The sequence below is a fragment of the Streptomyces sp. NPDC101178 genome, assembly GCF_044767965.1.
Taxonomy (GTDB): Bacteria; Actinomycetota; Actinomycetes; order Streptomycetales; family Streptomycetaceae; genus Streptomyces.
Window position 1 is genome coordinate 46,262 of sequence record NZ_JBIWOZ010000016.1, and the last position, 13,340, is coordinate 59,601.

At 72.4% G+C, this 13,340-nt stretch carries 14 protein-coding genes; 7 read left to right on the forward strand and 7 right to left on the reverse strand.

Annotated elements, in window-relative coordinates:
• Positions 1-83 precede the first annotated feature (83 nt).
• Positions 84-461, reverse strand: coding sequence for a MerR family transcriptional regulator (locus ACIRR8_RS31690; protein ID WP_404071317.1), 378 nt, complete (start codon positions 459-461; stop codon positions 84-86).
• A 121-nt stretch (positions 462-582) separates the two neighbouring features.
• On the opposite strand from ACIRR8_RS31690, the gene ACIRR8_RS31695 reads away from it, so the two are divergent.
• Positions 583-1,701, forward strand: coding sequence for an alkene reductase (locus ACIRR8_RS31695; RefSeq protein ID WP_404071319.1), 1,119 nt, complete (start codon positions 583-585; stop codon positions 1,699-1,701).
• Positions 1,702-1,755: 54 nt separating this feature from the next.
• Here ACIRR8_RS31695 and ACIRR8_RS31700 read toward each other — a convergent pair whose 3' ends face one another.
• Positions 1,756-2,187: a hypothetical protein gene (locus ACIRR8_RS31700; protein ID WP_404071320.1), complete on the reverse strand. Its 432-nt coding sequence runs from the start codon at positions 2,185-2,187 to the stop codon at positions 1,756-1,758.
• A gap of 176 nt (positions 2,188-2,363) precedes the next feature.
• Between ACIRR8_RS31700 and ACIRR8_RS31705 the strand changes: the two genes are divergently transcribed.
• Both ACIRR8_RS31705 and ACIRR8_RS31710 read left to right on the forward strand, forming a co-directional pair.
• Positions 2,364-3,287, forward strand: a complete 924-nt coding sequence (locus ACIRR8_RS31705; protein ID WP_404071322.1) for a phosphatidylinositol-specific phospholipase C — start codon at positions 2,364-2,366, stop codon at positions 3,285-3,287.
• Positions 3,288-3,383: 96 nt separating this feature from the next.
• Positions 3,384-3,830 carry a helix-turn-helix domain-containing protein gene (locus tag ACIRR8_RS31710; protein ID WP_404071324.1) on the forward strand — a complete coding sequence of 149 codons (447 nt, stop codon included), beginning with the start codon at positions 3,384-3,386 and terminating at the stop codon, positions 3,828-3,830.
• Positions 3,831-4,209: 379 nt separating this feature from the next.
• On the opposite strand, the gene ACIRR8_RS31715 is transcribed toward ACIRR8_RS31710, so the two are convergent.
• The 5 genes from ACIRR8_RS31715 to ACIRR8_RS31735 all read right to left on the reverse strand — a co-directional run bounded on the left by ACIRR8_RS31715 (position 4,210) and on the right by ACIRR8_RS31735 (position 9,534).
• Positions 4,210-5,607, reverse strand: coding sequence for an ATP-binding protein (locus ACIRR8_RS31715; protein WP_404071394.1), 1,398 nt, complete (start codon positions 5,605-5,607; stop codon positions 4,210-4,212).
• 89 nt (positions 5,608-5,696) lie between these two features.
• A complete protein-coding gene (locus ACIRR8_RS31720; protein ID WP_404071326.1) occupies positions 5,697-6,434 on the reverse strand; it encodes a response regulator transcription factor in 738 nt (245 codons plus the stop codon).
• 55 nt (positions 6,435-6,489) lie between these two features.
• Entirely contained in the window at positions 6,490-7,551 is a 1,062-nt protein-coding gene (locus ACIRR8_RS31725) for a S1C family serine protease (RefSeq protein ID WP_404071396.1), read from the reverse strand.
• Positions 7,552-7,668: 117 nt separating this feature from the next.
• The gene (locus ACIRR8_RS31730; protein WP_404071328.1) at positions 7,669-8,703 is read right to left on the reverse strand and encodes a LacI family DNA-binding transcriptional regulator; all 1,035 of its coding nucleotides are present in this window, start codon (positions 8,701-8,703) and stop codon (positions 7,669-7,671) included.
• A 24-nt stretch (positions 8,704-8,727) separates the two neighbouring features.
• Entirely contained in the window at positions 8,728-9,534 is an 807-nt protein-coding gene (locus ACIRR8_RS31735) for a response regulator transcription factor (protein WP_404071330.1), read from the reverse strand.
• A 278-nt stretch (positions 9,535-9,812) separates the two neighbouring features.
• Between ACIRR8_RS31735 and ACIRR8_RS31740 the strand changes: the two genes are divergently transcribed.
• The 4 genes from ACIRR8_RS31740 (at position 9,813) to ACIRR8_RS31755 (ending at position 13,233) form a co-directional block, all read left to right on the forward strand.
• Positions 9,813-10,733, forward strand: a complete 921-nt coding sequence (locus ACIRR8_RS31740; RefSeq protein WP_404071332.1) for an alpha/beta hydrolase — start codon at positions 9,813-9,815, stop codon at positions 10,731-10,733.
• A gap of 58 nt (positions 10,734-10,791) precedes the next feature.
• Positions 10,792-11,046 (forward strand): MoaD/ThiS family protein, encoded by a 255-nt coding sequence (locus ACIRR8_RS31745; protein WP_404071334.1) that lies wholly within the window; start codon positions 10,792-10,794, stop codon positions 11,044-11,046.
• 10 nt (positions 11,047-11,056) lie between these two features.
• Positions 11,057-12,400, forward strand: coding sequence for a hypothetical protein (locus ACIRR8_RS31750; protein ID WP_404071336.1), 1,344 nt, complete (start codon positions 11,057-11,059; stop codon positions 12,398-12,400).
• A gap of 143 nt (positions 12,401-12,543) precedes the next feature.
• Positions 12,544-13,233: a DUF2993 domain-containing protein gene (locus ACIRR8_RS31755; protein WP_404071338.1), complete on the forward strand. Its 690-nt coding sequence runs from the start codon at positions 12,544-12,546 to the stop codon at positions 13,231-13,233.
• Positions 13,234-13,340: the final 107 nt, after the last annotated feature.

The window sequence follows — 13,340 nt, forward strand, 5'->3', positions numbered from 1 at the left end:
GCCGCTGCGGCAGCTCCTGGCGTCGTGACCAGGGCCGGGGAAAGCCGGTCCTGGACACGCGTTCGTGAAGAAGAGAGGGCCGGTCAGGCCGCCGTGGCCCGCCGCAGCGTCTTGCGGTGGGCCCGGTTCGTGGCCATCAGCACGTCGAGGGCGTCCCGGGTGCGGACCAGCTCCTCGATGTGGGCCGAGAGCCGTTCCCGCTCCTGCTCCATCCGTTCCATGGCGGCGTCGGACGTCGCCTCGCTCGGGGCGTCCACGCAGGGCAGCAGCTCCGTGATGGTGCGGCTGGAGAGGCCGGCCGCGTACAGCCGCTGGACGAAGCCGACCCGGTCGATGTCGGCGTCCCGGAAGTGGCGCTGCCCGCTGGGGCTGCGCGTGCTGGTGAGCAGGCCCTGCTCCTCGTAGTAGCGCAGGGACCGGACGCTGACGCCGGCCGCCTTCGCGAGTTCCCCGATGCGCATGCCGTCGTCCGTCCTCTTCGTTCTCGATCCTCGTCGGGCTTGCCTCTGACATTGATGTCAGGTTTTAGCGTAGCCGCAGTGCCCGGTTCGCGGGCACTGCGTCACGAGGAGGACGGACGGCATGACCCTGATCGACACCCACCCCGGCACCCACCCCGAGACCCACTCCGACACTCTTTTCACCGGCTACCGGCTCGGTGACCTCGCCCTTCCCAACCGGGTGGTGATGGCCCCCATGTCCCGCGTCCGGGCCGCCGCCGGCGGGCTCGCGACCCCCTCGATGGCGACGTACTACGCCCAGCGGGCGACCGCCGGGCTCATCGTGAGCGAGGGCGTGCAGCCGAGTCTGATCGGGCAGTCGAACCCGGGTACGCCGGGGCTGCACACCGATGAGCAGGTCGCCTCGTGGCGGCCGGTCACCGCCGCCGTCCACGCGAACGGGGGGCGGATCTTCGCGCAGATCATGCACGGCGGGCGGGTCTCGCACCCCGACACGAACGGTCTCGTGCCGGTCGGTCCTTCGGCCGTACCGGCGGTCGGTGAGGTGTTCACGCCGAGCGGGCCGCAGGCGGCGCCGATGCCCCGGGCTCTGGAGACCGCCGAGGTGCCCGAGCACGCGCAGTCGTACGCGGCGGCCGCCCGCCGGGCCGTCGACGCCGGGTTCGACGGGGTGGAGCTCCACGGCGCCAACGGCTACCTGATCTCCCAGTTCCTCTCCTCCAACGCCAACCTGCGGACCGACCGTTACGGCGGGTCGGTCGCCAACCGCGTACGGTTCGCGGTCGAGGCGGTGGAGGCGACGATCGACGCCGTGGGCGCGGCGCGGACCGGCATCCGGCTGTCGCCGGGCGGGACGTTCTGGGGCGTCGAGGAGAAGGACGTACCCGAGCTGTACGCCGTACTGCTGGGGGAGCTGGCGCGGCTGGAACCGGCGTACGTGCACCTGGAGGCGACGGCCGAGGACGAGATCCTGGTGGCCCTGCGCCGCGCGTGGCCCGGCGCCCTGATCATGAACCCGGTGCTGCCGTTGGGTACGCGGCGGGCCGAGCGCCCGGACGCCGACCGCTGGCTCGGCCTGGGGGCGGACCTGATCAGCTTCGGCCGGGCCTTCATCGCCAACCCGGACCTGGTGGAACGGCTGCGCGCGGGGCTGCCGCTCGCAGCCGAGGACGCGGAGACGTACTTCCAGGGGGGTGACGCGGGGTACGTGACCTACCCGGCGTACCAGCACGCGGCCTGAGGCGTCCGCCGGGCCGGGGGAGGGCCCCCGCGCGGGGCCCTCCGGCTCACCGCGTCACGGGGTCTTCCGTGCCGGGGGCGGGAACTCCTCCTCCCGTGCCGGGGGCGGGAACGCCTCGTACAGCGCCCGGGCGTGCACCGCGTCGTACTCGCTGACGCGCACCCGCTGCGTCTCTCCGTCATGCCGGCGCAGTTCGATCTCCTGGCCGTGGTCCAACTGCACGCGCACCTGGGGATCGACGCAGGTCGCTTCCCCCTCACCGCGCATCATCTCGAACAGCACTCCGCGTATGCCGTACCGCGGGTCGCCGCCCCGGTGGCGCAGCAGGCGTACTCTGCGGTCGGTCAGCAGCAGGGACGCCTGCCGTTCCACCAGGCCTCCCCAGCGGCGTTCGTGGACCACCAGGCAGCCGGCCGTCATCCGTTCACCCTCCGGAACCCATTCCGCGAGGCGCTTGCGGTCTCCCACCCAGTCGGCGGCCACCATGGCTCTCTCCCCGTCCGGCGCTCGGTGCCTCGGTCCGTCCGCTACCCGTCTTCCTCCGTCACCCGGGCCGGAAACCCCGAACGGCACAGGGCCGCCCCAGCCGCCCCCTTCCCGTCATGACGTGCGCGCGTCAGAATCCAAGGGCTCCGCCCCCCACAGCCCTTGGAGGCGCTCCCATGTCCACGCCGTCCAACCACCCTTCCACCTCTGGCCTCTTGAGTACGCGCAGAGGTTTCCTGGCCGGTGCGCTCGCCGTCTCCGCCACCGCCGTCATCGGGGCCGCGCCCGCCGTCGCCGCCTCGCGGAAGGCGGTGCGGGGGACGCAGGACTGGATGGGCGGGCTGCCGGACGGCACCGCGCTCCAGCGGCTGACGATCCCGGGGACGCACGACTCGGGCGCGCGGTTCGGCGGGCCGTGGGCGGAGTGCCAGAACACCACGATCGCGCAGCAGTTGCAGAGCGGGGTGCGCTTTCTCGACGTACGGTGCCGGATCACCTCGGGCTCCTTCGCGATCCATCACGGGGCCGCGTTCCAGAACATGATGTTCGGCGATGTCCTCATCGCCTGCCGGGACTTCCTCGCCGCGCGGCCGACCGAGACCGTGCTGATGCGGGTCAAGCAGGAGTACTCCTCCGAGAGCGACGCGGCGTTCCGGGCGATCTTCGACGACTACCTCGACGGGCGGGGGTGGCGGTCGCTGTTCCGGCTCGACTCGACGCTGCCCTCGCTGGGTGGGGCGCGCGGCAAGGTGGTGCTGCTGGCCGACAACGGCGGGCTGCCGGGCGTGCGTTACGGCGATCCGGCCGTCTTCGACATCCAGGACGACTACATGGCGGAGCCGTTCGCCAAGTACCCGAAGATCGAGGCCCAGTTCCGCAAGGCGGTCCAGCAGCCGGGCAAGTTCTACATGAACTACGTCTCCACCGCCGCCCTCATGCCGCCCCGCTGGAACGCCGACCGGCTCAACCCGCAGGTGCACTCGTTCCTGGAGCGGTCCGAGACCGCCGGGTGGACGGGGCTCGGCATCGTCCCGCTGGACTACCCGAACCAGCGCGGCGGGCTGGTGGAGTCGCTGATCCGGCACAATCCGGTGGGGTGAGGGGGCGGGCTTCCGGGGGAGCCGCACCCCGGAAGCCCTGCTTGCGTTTCTTTCGAATTGTGCGATGCTGGGTTCACTCTCAAAGGAGACAGAGCCATGCGCAGCACCGCGGAAGACCGCACGCTCCTGCCTGAGCACCGTGAGGAGATCGCCGAACTCCGGACCTTCCTCGACCGGACTCCGGCTGCTGTCGAGCCCGCTCTGCTCCGGGGGCCCGACGGTGCCACCCACAGCCTGCCTCCGGAGGTCTACGAGGCGCTCATGGCGGTGGTGCGCGCCCTGGCGGACGGCAAGGCGGTGACCGTCGCGCCCGTGAACACGACGCTGACCACCCAAGAGGCCGCCGACCTGCTCGGCGTCAGCAGGCCGACCTTCGTCAAGATTCTGGACGGGGGAGGTCTGCCGTTCAACCGGCCCGGAAGGCACCGCAGGGTCCTTCTCGCGGATGTCCTCGACTACAAGGAGGCACGGCGCTCGCAACGTGGCCGAGGGCTGGACGAGCTGGCCAGACTCACCGAGGAGTCCGGTCTCTACGGGGACTGACCGCCCGATTCCGCCGAGCCGACTGGAGCGATGTGCAGCGCGTCGTGCTGGACACGTGTGTCCTGTACCCGAACTACCTCAGGGACACTCTGCTGCGACTCGCGGAGGCCGAACTCTACGAGCCTCTGTGGTCGGCCGACATCCTGGACGAGCTGGCCAGGAACGTCGCCGAGCGGATCGGGCCCCTGAAGGCCAAGGGGCTTGTCGATGCCATGGCGGGAGCATTTCCGGAGAGCCTGGTAACGGGGTATGCCGCGCTCTTGTCCGCCATGACGACAGGATCGGCGCGGGCGGTGCGCCCCAGTTCGCCGCCGAATTCCGGCGCCGTCTCTGAGAGGCCCGTCCGCGCCGCGCGGGGATGCCCGCATCCCCGGCCCCCTCACATCCCCGGCGGCGGCGTAGGCGCCCCCGGCAGCCTGATCGTCGCGACCGTGCCGGGGCCGTCGTCCGGGGCCGGCCTCAGGGTGATCTCGCCGCCCGCCTGCTGGACCGTGCGGGCCACGATGGACAGGCCCAGGCCCGAGCCGGGGAGCTGACGGGCCGAGGGCGAGCGCCAGAAGCGTTCGAAGACGTGCGGGAGCTCCTCGGCGGGGATGCCGGGGCCCCGGTCCCGTACCGTCAGCTCGCCCCGGTGCAGGTGCACGTCGATCGTGGCGCGGGGCGGGGAGAACTTCACGGCGTTGTCCAGGACGTTGACGACCGCCCGCTCCAGGGCCGCCGGTTCGGCCCGTACGTACCAGGGGGCCAGGTCGGCGGTGATGGTCAGCTCGGGGCCGCGCAGGCGGGCGCGTTGCAGGGCGGTACGGGTGATGTCGTGCAGGGCCACCACCTGGAGCGGGCCGGGGCCCGCGGCGTCGGGGCGGGCCAGTTCCTGGAGGTCGCCGATCAGGGCCGCCAGCTCCGTCATCTGGGCCTTCACCGAGGCCATCAGCGCCTTGCGGTCCTCCGGCGGGATCACCCGGCCCGTCTCGTCGCTGCGCGCCAGCAGCTCCACGTTGGTCCGCAGCGAGGTGAGCGGGGTGCGCAGCTCATGGCCCGCGTCCGCGATCAGCTGCGCCTGGCGGTCGCGGGACGAGGCGAGCTGGGCCGCCATGGAGTTGAAGGAGTGCGACAGGCGGGCGATCTCGTCCTCGCCGTCCACCGGGATGCGGACCGTCAGGTCCTCCGTGCGCGCCACGTGTTCGACCGCCTCCGTCAGCTCGTCCACCGGGCGCAGGCCCGCCCGCGCCACCCAGAGCCCGGCCGCGCCCGCGCCGATCACGCCGATGCCGCCGACCAGCGCGAGGACCCAGGCGAGTGTGGAGAGCGGCGCGTCGATCTCGCTGAGCGGGCGGGCCACCGAGACCGCGAGCTGGTTGTTGGCCTGGCCGGAGCTGACCACCGGCGGCAGCTTGCGGGTGTAGACCCGCATGTCCTTGCCGTCGTCGTTCTCCGTCGTGTGCAGGGCGTCGGTCTTCCGGCCCGCCGCCACGTCGACGTCGCTCGGCTGAGCGGGGACGGGCGTGGTGTTCGGGGCCGTGCAGTAGCTGCCGTTCGCGGCCACGATCTGCACGGTGTACTGGCCCGGGAACTCCTGAGCCGGCAGCTGCCCGCCGCTCAGGCACGACGTCAGCAGGTCGCGCATCGGCTCGTTGTCCATCTTCGCGTTGCGCAGCGAGTCGTCCAGCTGGTCCTCCAGCTGGGCCCGGGTCACGAACCAGCACGCCACCGCCACCGCCGCGACCGCCACCGCCACCGCCGTGGCCACCAGGAGCGCGAGCCGGGAGCGCAGCGGCAGCGCGCGGAAGCGCCGTACGAGACCTTTCCTGGAGGGATTCGCCTCGCCCGCGGGAGGAGCCTCGCTCGTGGGGGGAGGTGCCGCCGTGCTCACGCCTCGCCGCTCCCGCCCGTACGGAGCGCGTAGCCGACCCCGCGCACGGTGTGGACCAGGCGCGGTTCGCCGCCCGCCTCCGTCTTGCGGCGCAGGTACATCACGTACACGTCCAGCGAGTTGGAGCTCGGCTCGAAGTCGAAGCCCCAGACCGCCTTCAGGATCTGCTCCCGGGTCAGCACCTGGCGCGGGTGGGCCAGGAACATCTCCAGCAGCGTGAACTCCGTACGGGTCAGCTCGACGCGCCGCTCGCCCCGGGTGACCTCGCGCGTGGCCAGGTCCATCCGCAGGTCGGCGAAGGACAGCACGTCGTCGTCGGACACCTCCGCGCCCGCCGTCGCCGCCGCGTACGAGCTGCGGCGCAGCAGGGCCCGGATCCGGGCGAACAGCTCGTCCAGCTCGAACGGCTTCACCAGGTAGTCGTCCGCCCCCGCATCGAGACCGGTGACCCGGTCCCCGACGGTGTCGCGCGCGGTGAGCATGAGGATGGGCGTGGTGGAGCCGGTGGCGCGGATGCGGCGGGCGGCGGTGAGGCCGTCCATACGCGGCATCTGGATGTCCAGGACGATGAGGTCGGGGGCGTACGCCTCGGCCATCGCCAGCGCGTCGTACCCGTCGACCGCCACCTGCGTGCCGTACCCCTCGAAGGCGAGGCTGCGTTGCAGCGCCTCGCGTACGGCCGGTTCGTCGTCGACGATCAGGATGCGCTGCGGATCGTCTTCGGCGGGGCTCATCGCGGTCTCGTCCTCTTCTCGTTCCGGCCGGTGGGGCGGTCTCAGCCTCGCACGGTCAGGAGCCGTCGCCCGCGCGCAGGGTGTTCAGGTCGGCCTTGAGCGTGTTCACCGGGATCGCGAAGCCGAGGCCCACGCTGCCCGCCGAAGAACCGCTGCCCGCCGCCGAGGAACTCGGCGCGTACATGGCGGAGTTGATGCCGATGATCTCGCCGTCCATGTTGATCAGCGCGCCGCCGGAGTTGCCGGGGTTGAGCGACGCGTCGGTCTGGAGCGCCTTGTACGTGGTCGTCTTCTCGCCCGTGTCGCCGTTGAACTGCCGGCCGCCGAACTCGAACGGCCACTGACCGCTTCCGCCGCCCTGCCCCTGGTTCTGGCCCGAGTCGCCCGAGTCGTCCTTCGCCACCGTCACGTCCCGGTCCAGCGCGGAGATGATCCCGCTGGTGACCGTGCCCGTCAGCCCCTCCGGCGAGCCGATGGCCACGACCTCGTCACCCACCTTGACCTGCGAGGAGTCCCCGAGCGTGGCCGTCTTCAGCCCGCTCGCGCCGCGCAGCTTGATGAGCGCGAGGTCCTTGTCGGGGTCGGTGCCCACGACGTCGGCGGTGTACGTCTTGCCGGTGGAGAGCGTGACCTCGATCTGCTGCGCGCCGGAGATCACGTGGTTGTTGGTGACGATCTCGCCGTCGTCGGTGATCACGACCCCGGACCCGGTGGACCTGCCCGCAGAGGAGGCCGCGCCGATCTCGACGATGGCCGGGGAGACCGCCTCCGCGACGCCGGAGACCGTGCCCTTGCTGCTCTGCGAGACGGTGGTGCCCTGGACCGTGCCCGTGGAGCCGGTCGCCTGGGCGGAGCCGTTGTTCAGCTGGCCGACGAGGGTCGCCGTACCGCCGCCGACCACCGCCGCCGCGAGCGCGACCGCCGCCAGCAGTGCCACCGGCCGCTTGGCCCGGCGGTGGTTGTTGGTGGGGGCGTACGGGGGCGGGGGCGGGTAGCCGCCTGCCGTGCCGTGGTACGCCGTGCCGCCCTCGTGTGCCGCGTCGCTGTACGCGTACGGGGTCGGGTCCTGGTCCGTCGGGTGCGCGCCGCTCGGGCGAAGGTTCTCCGTCATGTCCATCAGGCTGGCCACCGAAGATGAGAGCAGCCTGAGTACGTCCTGAGAAGCCCGGAAGAAGCGCGTATGCCCGCTGTAAGGACGCCTGTGCCCGCTGCGAAGGCCTGAGCGGGCCCGGTCCTACGCCGTCGGCTCCCCGCAGCCGCACGAGCGCCGGATCACCAGCGCCGAGGGGAACTGCTTCAGCCGCTCCCGCCGCGAACCCACGACCCGCAGCGAGTCGTCCAGCACCAGGTCCACCGCCGCCCGCGCCATTGCCGGCCGGTCGGAGAAGACCGTCGTCAGCGGCGGATCGGTGAGCCCGGCCTCCTTCACGTCGTCGAAGCCCGCCACCGCCAGCTCACCCGGCACGTCGATGCGCAGCTCACGCGCCGCCCGCAGCACGCCGATGGCCTGGTCGTCCGTGGCGCAGAAGATCGCCGGCGGCCGGTCCGGGCCCGCGAGCAGGCCGAGGGCCACCTGATAGGCGTCGTACCGGTTGTACGGAGCCTGGAACAGCCGGCCCTCCGTCGAGCGGCCGGACTCCTGCATCGCCCGGCGCCACCCTTCGACGTGGTCCGCGACCGGGTCGCCGACCGACGGGGTCTCCTCCGTGCCGCCGAGGCACGCCACGTACGGATGGCCGTGCTCCAGGAGGTGGCGGGTGGCGAGCTGGGCGCCGCCGACGTCGTCCGTCACGACCGCCACGTCGTCGATCGCCTCGGGCCGCTCGTGCAGCAGCACGACCCGGGCGTCCCACGCCTCTATCTCCGCCGCCGCGCGCTCGCTGGGCCCCTGGCTGACCAGGATCAGCCCGGAGACCCGCATACCGAGGAAGGCCCGCAGATAGTGGACCTCGCGCTCGTCGCGGTAGTCCGAGTTGCCGACGAGCACCATTTTTCCGCGCTCGGCGGCGGCCTGTTCCACCGCGTGCGCCATCTCCGCGAAGAAGGGCTGCCGGGCGTCGGGGACGATCATTCCTATGAGGTCGGTCCGCCGCGAGGCCATGGCCTGGGCGACCCGGTCCGGCCGGTAACCCAGCTGTTTGATCGCGGCGAGCACCCGCTCGCGCGTGGCCGGGGCGACCGGCCGGGGTCCGTTGTTGATGACGTAACTGACGACCGCGGTCGACGTCCCCGCCAGTCTCGCCACATCGTCCCGCGTCACCTTGGCCACGCGCGGCAGTCTACGCGGATGGAACTACCTCTTGGCAGCCTCCACCGGGGCTTCTTCCTTCGCTGCGGCCGCAGAGGACTGCTCCGATCGGGCGACGGGCCCGGTGGCCTGCCGCTGAGCGGCCTGCCGCTCCTTCGCCTCCTCGGCGGCGCGCTCGACCTTCTCCGGCGTGACGAAGCGGTAGCCGACGTTGCGGACGGTCCCGATCAGCGACTCGTGCTCCGGGCCGAGCTTGGCGCGCAGCCGCCGGACGTGGACGTCGACCGTCCGCGTACCGCCGAAGTAGTCGTAGCCCCAGACCTCCTGGAGGAGCTGGGCGCGGGTGAAGACCCGGCCCGGGTGCTGGGCCAGGTACTTCAGCAGCTCGAACTCCTTGAAGGTCAGGTCCAGGACCCGGCCCTTGAGTTTCGCGCTGTACGTGGCCTCGTCGACGGAGAGGTCGCCGTTGCGGATCTCCATCGGGGAGTCGTCGGAGGTGATCTGCTGGCGACCGGTGGCCAGCCGCAGCCGCGCCTCCACCTCCGCCGGCCCCGCGGTGTCCAGCAGCACGTCGTCGATGCCCCAGTCCGCCGTGACGGCCGCGAGCCCGCCCTCGGTGACCACCAGGATCAGCGGACAGCCCGGTCCGGTGGACCGCAGCAGCTGACAGAGGGAGCGGACCTGCGGGAGGTCGCGGCGCCCGTCGATGAGGATCACGTCGGCGCCCGGGGTGTCCACCAGGGCCGGGCCCTCGGCGGGGGCCACCCGCACGCTGTGCAGCAGGAGGCCGAGGGCGGGGAGCACCTCCGTCGACGGCTGGAGTGCGTTCGTCAACAGCAGCAGTGAACTCATCGCCGCCCACCTGCCTGGTTCGGTCGATCGTGGTGCACGGTTCGCTCGCCCATTACGTCGGTCCTCCTCGTTCCCTGCGAGAGGGGCACTCCCGGGTCGGACCCGGGGGAGTATGCGGCACTGCTTCGTACGTCAAGCCGGTATTACGTGTATTACGTGCGGTCCCGCGCCCCGGGGACCGCTGAGCTTCTCGAAACGTCTGTGTAACAACGCCCGGGAAGCACAAAAGGACCCGGGGGCTGCATTGCCCAGGTCCTCTTCGCAGCAGAATAGCCCACATGACTTCCGCGTCCGAGGGTCGATTCCCGGGTTCTTCTGTTCCCTTGCTCACGCGGGTCCCACGGTTCGCCACATTGCTCACCGATGACGGGACCCCGGTCGAGGCGGTGTACGAACCGTGTACGGCCGGTTTCGGCGCATCCCCCGGGACCCGTGCGGAAGCGGTGGCCGACACCCCCGTATTCGTCGTGGCGCACGGCTTCACCGGCTCGGTCGACCGGCCTGCCGTACGCCGTGCCGCTCGGGTGTTCTCCCAGCGTGCGGCCGTGATCACGTTCTCGTTCCGGGGCCACGGGCGGTCCGGCGGGCGCTCCACGGTGGGCGACCGCGAGGTGCTGGATCTGGCCGCCGCGGTGGTGTGGGCGCGGTCCCTGGGGCATCGCCGGGTCGTTACGGTCGGGTTCTCCATGGGCGGCTCCGTGGTGCTCCGGCACGGCGCTCTGTATACGGACGCATCGGATGCACGCGACAGGGCCGTTCGTGTACCGGTGCGCGAGCGGCGCACGGAGGCGCACTCGGGGGCGCATTCCGACGCGGTGGTCTCGGTCAGCTCTCCGGCCCGCTGGTACTACCGGGGTACGGCCCCGATGCGCCGGCTGCACTGGGTGGTCACCCGGCCCTCGGGCCGCCTCGTCGGGCGGTACGGACTCCGTACCCGGATCGCCACCGACGACTGGGACCCCGTCCCGCTCTCCCCGGTCGCCGCCGTACCGCTCATCGCCCCGGCCCCGCTGCTGCTCGTGCACGGCGACCGGGACCCGTACTTCCCGCTGGACCACCCCCGGATGCTGGCCGACGCGGCGGGCGAGGGCGGTGCGGAGCTGTGGCTGGAGCGGGGGATGGGGCACGCGGAGAACGCGGCGGACGACGCCCTGCTGGCCCGGATCGCCGACTGGGCGACGGGCGCGCTCTCCGCGTGACCCATCATGGAGAGCCGACGCACCACGCGTCCGACGAACCGACCGAAGGAGTGGCGCCATGGCAGCGGGGACGATCCGCTACTGGGCCGCGGCCAAGGCCGCCGCGGGCACCGCGGAGGAGCCGTACGCGGCGGAGACCCTCGCCGAGGCGCTCGACGCGGTACGCGAGCGGCACCCCGGCGAGCTGAGCCGCGTGCTCCAGCGGTGCTCGTTCCTCATCGACGGCAACCCCGTCGGTACCCGTGGGCATGAGACCGTACGCCTTGCCGAGGGCGGCACGGTCGAGGTGCTCCCGCCGTTCGCAGGAGGGTGAACCGCAGGCCATGAGCAGCAGCGATCAGCAGTACCCGTATCCGTACGACCCCCAGCCCCAGCCCCAGCAGCCGCAGCACTGGCCCGACGGGACGGCCGGGCAGTCCGCGCTGCCCCAGGAGCCGGGCGGCTACGACCAGAGCGGTACGCAGACGTGGCAGGCGCCGACCTGGGACACGCAGTACCAGCCGACGATCCAGCGGGACCAGGGGCCGGTGGACGCGCAGGGGTACGGGCAGCCGCAGGGCCAGGGCTACGGGCAGCCGGAGCCGCAGGCGTACGGAGCCGCGCAGCCGGACCCGTACGGGACGGGGCAGCAGCACGACCCGTACGGGACGCGGCAGCCGCAGTACCAGGAGCCTCAGCGCCAGGAGCCCCAGCACCACCAGCCGTACCAGGAGCCTCACCAGTACCCCCAGCACCAGGAGCCGCAGCCGTATCTGCCCCCTCAGGGCGCCTCCGGCTCGCTCCCGCTGCCGCCCGAGGTTCCGGCCCCGACTCCGGCCGCCGCCGCTCCCGCTCCCGTACCTCCGGCCGCGCAGCCGGTCCAGCCTGGCCCCGACGGCTACAGCGCGCCCACCACCCTCGGCAACGCCCGGATCACCGACGCCCAACGAGCCCGGGCCGAAGGCCGGTCGCCGATCATCGCGCCCGGCATGCAGCCCGCCGCGATCACCGCCGTGCTCGGCCTGCTCCTCGCGGGCGCCGCGGCCATCGGCTCGTACGTGCTGCTCGTCCCGCTCGTCCTCCTCCAGGCGGTGACCGCCGCCGGCTGGTTCCGGCTCAACGGCATGTGGCCGGCCCGCCAGGGCATCGCGCTCGCCTTCGCCGGCGGCCTCGTCGCCGATGTCGCGCTCCTCGCGGCGGGCCGGGAGCACGGGCCGGCCGCGCTCCTGGGCACGCTGGGGGTCTGGGTGCTGCTCACGGTGGTCCTCCAGCTCCGCTCCCCCGCGACCGGCGAGGAGCGGATGTCCGGGCTGATGGCCACGGTCGTCTCGGCGGCCCTGACGGTCCTCGCCGCCGGGCACCTCGCGGCGGTACCGGACGCGGTGACGGTCGGCGGAGTGGCGGTCGCGGCCGCCGTGCTCGCCCGTGCGCTGCCGCTGCCGGGTGCCGCCTCCGTCGTGCTGGCGCTGCTCGCGAGCGCGGGCGCCGGCATCGCGGTGGGGGGCTTCACGGAGTACGGCGGTCAGGGCGCGCTCCTCGGCCTCGCGGCGGGCGTCTGCGCGCTGATCGGGCTGCGGGTGGCGAGCTACGACTACCCGTCGCGGTTCGTCCATATGACGGCGGGCGTGGCGCTGCCGCTCACCGCGGCGGCTCCGGCGGTCTACCTGATCGGCCGCGCGCTGGTCTGACGCGTACGCGCCGGGGGCGTACGGGCCTGACAGGCCCTCAACGGGGGTACGCGCACCGGGAACCACGGGAACCGATCGGGTGGCGCCGCTCGTCGATCACCCGGGGGCACTGACCGTACGGCCGAGGTGGGGGAACCACACACATGCGCGCACTGCGAAACCTGCTGGTCCTGCTGGTGGTGGTCGGCGCACTCTTCGTCGCCGCCGACCGGCTGGCACTCCACTTCGCCGAGTCGGAGGCCGAGGACCGGGTCAGCATCAGCGGTGGCAGCGCCGGGACGACCGAGGTCTCGATCCAGGGCTTCCCGTTCCTGACCCAGCTCGCCGCCTCGGAGTTCGACCGGGTCGACGTCACGCTGAAGGACATGAGGACCGAGGCCGCGGGCCGTGCGATACGCGTCGGCGAGGTGCGGGCGCGGCTGCATGACGTGAGGCTCGGATCCGGTTACTCCTCCGCCACGGCGGCCCGCGCCACCGGCACCGCCGTCGTCTCGTACGAGGACCTGACGGCGGCGGCGGAGGGCGGCGTCACCGTCGCGTACGGCGGCGACGGCAAGGTGAAGGTCACCGGCACGATCGAGATCCTCGGCCGCCCGATCTCCCGCAGCGTGCTCTCCACCGTGACCCGGGTCGACGGCCAGACGCTCAAGGTGCGCGCGGACGAGGTGCCGGGCGAGGGCATTCCGGGTGTGGAGCAGCTGGTGCGGACGAGGACGGACTTCGAGGGCGACATCGACGGCCTGCCGAAGGGCCTCGAACTGCAGAAGATCCAGGTGACGGAGAGCGGCCTGGAGATCGGGCTGAACGGCTCGGACGTGTCGCTGACGAGCTGAGCACACCCGGACACCGCGCCGATCCGAACGGCTCACCGGTCCGATCCGGATAGTGAGACGCCGGAGTCCGGTCCGCAGATGCGCGGCGGGCGAAGGGTGACGGGGGA

Excerpts from the sequence above, each read along its gene's own strand:
- ACIRR8_RS31690 (WP_404071317.1), bottom strand. The coding sequence starts at position 461 with ATGCGCATCGGGGAACTCGCGAAGGCGGCCGGCGTCAGCGTCCGGTCC.
- ACIRR8_RS31705 (WP_404071322.1), top strand. The coding sequence starts at position 2,364 with ATGTCCACGCCGTCCAACCACCCTTCCACCTCTGGCCTCTTGAGTACG.
- ACIRR8_RS31735 (WP_404071330.1), bottom strand. The coding sequence starts at position 9,534 with ATGAGTTCACTGCTGCTGTTGACGAACGCACTCCAGCCGTCGACGGAG.
- ACIRR8_RS31755 (WP_404071338.1), top strand. The coding sequence starts at position 12,544 with ATGCGCGCACTGCGAAACCTGCTGGTCCTGCTGGTGGTGGTCGGCGCA.
- ACIRR8_RS31720 (WP_404071326.1), bottom strand. The coding sequence starts at position 6,434 with ATGAGCCCCGCCGAAGACGATCCGCAGCGCATCCTGATCGTCGACGAC.
- ACIRR8_RS31740 (WP_404071332.1), top strand. The coding sequence starts at position 9,813 with ATGACTTCCGCGTCCGAGGGTCGATTCCCGGGTTCTTCTGTTCCCTTG.
- ACIRR8_RS31750 (WP_404071336.1), top strand. The coding sequence starts at position 11,057 with ATGAGCAGCAGCGATCAGCAGTACCCGTATCCGTACGACCCCCAGCCC.
- ACIRR8_RS31745 (WP_404071334.1), top strand. The coding sequence starts at position 10,792 with ATGGCAGCGGGGACGATCCGCTACTGGGCCGCGGCCAAGGCCGCCGCG.
- ACIRR8_RS31700 (WP_404071320.1), bottom strand. The coding sequence starts at position 2,187 with ATGGTGGCCGCCGACTGGGTGGGAGACCGCAAGCGCCTCGCGGAATGG.
- ACIRR8_RS31725 (WP_404071396.1), bottom strand. The coding sequence starts at position 7,551 with ATGGACATGACGGAGAACCTTCGCCCGAGCGGCGCGCACCCGACGGAC.
- ACIRR8_RS31695 (WP_404071319.1), top strand. The coding sequence starts at position 583 with ATGACCCTGATCGACACCCACCCCGGCACCCACCCCGAGACCCACTCC.
- ACIRR8_RS31710 (WP_404071324.1), top strand. The coding sequence starts at position 3,384 with ATGCGCAGCACCGCGGAAGACCGCACGCTCCTGCCTGAGCACCGTGAG.